The sequence below is a fragment of the Lutibacter sp. genome (genome assembly GCF_040883305.1).
In the GTDB taxonomy this organism is placed as follows: domain Bacteria; phylum Bacteroidota; class Bacteroidia; order Flavobacteriales; family Flavobacteriaceae; genus Lutibacter.
Window position 1 is genome coordinate 1 of sequence record NZ_JBFLKT010000098.1, and the last position, 5,151, is coordinate 5,151.

Consider the following 5,151-nt stretch of genomic DNA (forward strand, 5'->3'; position numbering starts at 1 on the left):
GTTTTTTTATTCATATGTTAAAATTAGTTAAAATATGATATTCTAAGTAACATTATTTGCAATAAGAAGTCTTTTAAACATAACACAATCCAAAAAAGCCTTATAAAAATTGAAAAAAACTAGAGAAGTTCAACCAAATTACAACATAGTCTTATGTATTACAAGGTTCTATGCATTAACTACTGAATAAAAAACTAATTAAAAATTAATTTAATCTACTAATCAAAATAAACTAAAAGAATGAAAAAAATAATCTTTATATACAGTTTTATTTTTACACTAAGTGCAGCAGCACAAATTCCTTCTGAATCTAATCCAATTGAAACTTTTATTAAAACTGGAGTCATATCAGGAATAGTTATAGATAAAAATACAAATACGGCAATACCATATGTAAGTATTATAATTAAAAATACGGAAGACAAAATACAAACTGGTGGAATTACCGACCATGAAGGGAACTTTACTATTAAACAAATTCCAGAAGGAGAAAACACAATTGAAATTCAATTTATTGGTTATAAAACTGAAATAAAAAAAGTAACTATTACTAGAGCAAATTCAAAAATTGATTTAGGTACAATTCAACTCAAAGAAGATACTGCACAATTAGATGAAGTAGTGGTTGTTGCAGAAACTTCCACTATAACTCAAAAAATTGACCGAAAAGTAATTAATGTTGGAAAAGATTTGACATCCGCTGGAACAACGGCTTCAGAATTATTGAACAATGTACAATCAGTTTCAGTAGATAGTCAAACTGGAAATATTAGTTTAAGAGGGAATGAAAACGTACGCGTTTTAGTAGATGGCAAACCTACTAACATTAATGCTGCCGATTTATTGAAACAAATCCCTTCAACATCGATTAAAAGTGTTGAATTAATTACAAATCCATCTGCCAAATACAATCCTGAAGGTATGAGTGGTATTATAAATATTGTACTCCACAAAAATGCAAATATTGGCTTTAACACTTCAATTAATACCGGATTGACCATGGGAGAAAATAATAGATTCAACGGATCGGTTGACATGAATTTTAAAACAGGAAAGGTCAATTTCTTTGCTAATTACGGTGTCAACGATGGTAAAAGTTCGAATTATGGAGTTGTTGAGCGTTTTGATAATAATTCAATTCAAAACTTTGATATGTTAGATGATAGAACTTCACATTTATTAAAAGTCGGCGCAGATGTTTACATAAATGATAAGAATACTTTTTCATTTTATACAACTCAAAATTTGACTGATAATATTTTTGATGGTGGCACAAAAGTTACTTTTAACAATGTATTAAACAGCAACAGTATAATGCTGGTTGATGGTGAATCTAATACAAAAGCGTATAATTTTAATTACACACTAGATTTTGAAAAGAAAGGTCACAATCTAGAGCTTGAAGCTAATTTTTCTGACTCAGAAGGTCCTGAATTGGCAGATTATAAAGAATTAATCCGCTCTTATGATCTTACCAGTAATTATAATGATATCGTTAAAAATGAAAGAGGTACAAGATTGTTTAATTTAGATTATACAAATCCATTATCTGAAAATTCAAAACTAGAACTTGGGTTAGAAGCACGTTTTAATGAAACTAGAAACACTAATGTCACAACACAGCATGAATTTATTTACGACTCAAATGGTGATTTAATTGATGACGGTAATGATTGGTTTGCAACTAAACTAAAAGATTATACTTTCTTTGAATACAATCGTGATATTTACTCGGCATATGTTAATTACAATCAAAAATTTAACAAACTATCTATGCAATTGGGAGCAAGATTTGAGCAATATAATGTTGATGGAACTTTTGTAAAAGGAAATGAAACTGTTAATTATTCAGATGAAATATTTTCAATATACCCTTCAGCTTTTTTCACTTACAATCCTAGTGATAAAAATCAATTTCAATTAAGTTATAGTCGCAGAGTTGACCGTCCGTCAATTGGACAAGTAAATCCAATTAGAGAATGGAGCACTCCATTAATCACTTCTGTTGGAAACCCTAATTTAAAACCTCAATTTACAAACTCATACGAATTTAACTATACAAAACAACACGAAAAAGGTTCATTTACTTTAGGAACTTTTTATAGAAGAGTTAATGATAATATTGACAGAATATTAAATGTTGACCCTTTAGATGAAGATAAAGTTGAACTTTCATTTAATAATACAGAAAGTAATAATAGATACGGTTTTGAAATATCTTCAAACTATAGAATTGCAACATGGTGGAGAACAAATGCAAGTTTCGATTTATACACTCAAAAAGAAAGTGGAATTGCAAATGGTGAGCAATTAGAAGTTACAAATAATTCAATAAACTTTAGATTGAGCAATAATTTTAAGGCAACAAAAAATCTTAGATTTCAATTATTTGCAATGTATAGAGGTGGCGGTGAATCTATTCAATTTAAGGTAGACCCAATGTGGATGATTAATACGGGTGCAAGTTTAAATGTATTAAAAGGAAAAGGAACTGTTAGTTTGCGTGTTAATGATATTTTTGAAGGTATGAAATTTAAGTTTAAATCTGAAAACCCATATCCTTCTACCGGACAATTTAACTGGGAAAGTAGAACTGCTTATGTTGGTTTTATGTACCGATTTGGAGGTGGAAAAAACAAAGCCAAAAAACGTAAGGCAAGAGATAATAATGAAACTGAAGGAAGTGGTGGATTTATATAAATTGAAAATTAGCTATTTTTTAACATCTAAAAGTGTCACAAAACTAAATTAAAATAGTTTTTACTATAGATAAGAAATTTGATAAAAAAATAAAAGGATATTGTAATTATTTGAATTAATCAATAACTTTTAAACAAAAAGCCTCTAAACTTGCATTCTGAGGCTTTTTTATTTTTTATTATTTACCAACGCATTATAACACTTCCCCAAGTAAATCCACTACCAAAGGCAGCTAAAACAACTAAGTCGTTATCTTTAATTTTTCCTTTTTCCCAAGCTTCCGTAAGTGCAATAATTACAGATGCTGCAGTAGTGTTACCATACTTTTGTATATTATTAAAAATCTGATCATCGGTCAATTTAAATTTCCTTTGAACAAATTGTGAAATCCTTAAATTTGCTTGATGCGGAATTAACATATCAATATCAGTAGCTTCTAAATTATTTGTTTTTAATCCTTCAACAATTGCTTCGGAAAAACGTACAACTGCATGTTTAAATACAAATGTACCATTCATATATGGAAAGTAAGATTCATCATTTTTATCATTTTCTTCCAAAATTTTTGGTACCCAATGTCTAATACTTGGTGCTAAAACTGTTAATTCTTCAGCATGTTTTCCTTCAGAATGTAAATGAGAAGATAAAATCCCTTTGGTATTATCTTCTGTTCTCGACAATACCGCTGCTCCAGCACCATCACCAAAAATTACAGAAACACCTCTACCTCTAGTTGTTTTATCTAAACCTCCAGAATGAAATTCTGAACCAACAACCAAAATATTTTTATACATTCCGGTTTTAATAAACTGATCGGCAACAGACATTGCATAAATAAACCCAGAACATTGATTTCTAATATCTACAGCGCCAACGGTTCTCATTTCCAACATTTCTTGAATTTGAACACCACAACCAGGAAAATAGTAATCTGGACTTAACGTAGCAAATACAATAAAATCAATATCTTTTGGTGTTAATCCAGCACGTTCAATCGCTATTTTTGATGCTTTTGCTCCCATTACAGCTGAAGTATCTTCACTTCCTTCTTTTATCCATCTGCGCTCCTTTATACCTGTTCTCTCTTGTATCCAAGCATCATTAGTGTCCATCATTTTGGACAAATCTTCATTGGTTACAACATTATCAGGCACATAATATCCAAGTCCTGTTATTTTAGAATTATACATATTTTTAATTTTTGTTAGGGTGATTTCAAACTTAGTAAAATCTTGACATTTTTACAACTGCTACAATAATAACCAAATAATCATTAAAATTAATTAGATTTCTAACAATTTTTTTTAATTCACTTACCAAAAATACATTTTTAAAGCGCATAAATTTTTAAAAATCAATATACAATTTAACATAAATTTAGCTTTTAACATTTTATTAATAATGTTACAATTATTGTTTTAGTAGCTTTGATAACACACTATTTAAACAAATTTAATATGAAGAAAATACTTTTTACAGTAATTTTATTTTGGGGAACATTTATGTTTGCTCAAGAGGCTCTTACCTATCAAAAACCGCCTCAAGAAATTTTAGAACTTGCGGAAGCACCATTGGCTCCATCTATGCGAATGGATGAAAAAGGTCAAAATTTCGTTTTTTTATACCGCTCTAATTTCAAAAATATTGAAGAACTTTCTGAAACCGAAATGCGACTTGGTGGGCTCAGAATTAATCCAAAAACCAACATTAGCAGCAGACAACGTTATAATACAGATATTAAAGTTCGTGTTGGAAGAACTTCTAAAGAAGAAACCGCTGCCGGATTACCAATAAACGGACGTTATTCAAATTTTTCTTGGTCTCCTGATCAAAAAATGATGGCGTTTACAAACACCGTTAGTAATGGTGTAGAACTTTGGATATTAGATATTGAAGCAAAAGCAGTTAAAAAAATAACTGACGCTAATTTAAATGCAAATACTGGAATGCCTTTTTCTTGGTTTAAAGATAGCAACTCGCTGCTTGTAAAAACCATTTCAAAAGATAAAAAGCCCTTAATTGATACTAAAACTGCTGTTCCTACTGGACCAACAATATCAGTAAGTGAACAAGGTGTAAAAGCTCAAAATAGAACGTATCAGGATCTTTTAAAAAATAAAAGTGACGAACATAATTTTGAACAACTTGCATTGGCAGAATTATACAAAGTTGATTTAAATGGAAACAAAACACTTTGGAAAGAAAAAGATATGTACAGAGGTATGTCGTTCTCTCCTGATGGAAATTATATTTTAATAACAACCATAGAAAAACCTTTTTCTTATTTAGTTCCTTATAGCAGGTTTCCTTCAAAAACTACCATTTATAATGCTGATGGAAGTTTTATAAAAACTATGTTAGAAATTCCTTTAATTGAAGATTTACCTAAAGGGTTTATGGCAGTTAGAACAGGTATAAGAAACCTCTCCTGGAGAGCCGATAAACCTGCAA

At 29.7% G+C, this 5,151-nt stretch carries 2 protein-coding genes and 1 pseudogene; 2 read left to right on the forward strand and 1 reads right to left on the reverse strand.

What is annotated here, in order from left to right:
• The first annotated feature begins 240 nt into the window (after window positions 1–240).
• On the forward strand, window positions 241–2,700 hold the full coding sequence (locus AB1Z17_RS02985; RefSeq protein ID WP_368050307.1) for a TonB-dependent receptor: 2,460 nt from the start codon (window positions 241–243) through the stop codon (window positions 2,698–2,700).
• A 182-nt stretch (window positions 2,701–2,882) separates the two neighbouring features.
• Here the strand turns inward: AB1Z17_RS02985 and AB1Z17_RS02990 are convergent, their stop codons facing one another.
• Window positions 2,883–3,890, reverse strand: coding sequence for a 3-oxoacyl-ACP synthase III family protein (locus tag AB1Z17_RS02990; protein ID WP_368050308.1), 1,008 nt, complete (start codon window positions 3,888–3,890; stop codon window positions 2,883–2,885).
• Window positions 3,891–4,157: 267 nt separating this feature from the next.
• Here AB1Z17_RS02990 and AB1Z17_RS02995 point away from each other — a divergent pair.
• A pseudogene (locus AB1Z17_RS02995) lies at window positions 4,158–5,151 on the forward strand (S9 family peptidase); the annotation flags it as partial.

Coding starts and splice junctions, on each gene's coding strand:
- AB1Z17_RS02990 (WP_368050308.1), bottom strand. CDS start 3,890: ATGTATAATTCTAAAATAACAGGACTTGGATATTATGTGCCTGATAAT.
- AB1Z17_RS02985 (WP_368050307.1), top strand. CDS start 241: ATGAAAAAAATAATCTTTATATACAGTTTTATTTTTACACTAAGTGCA.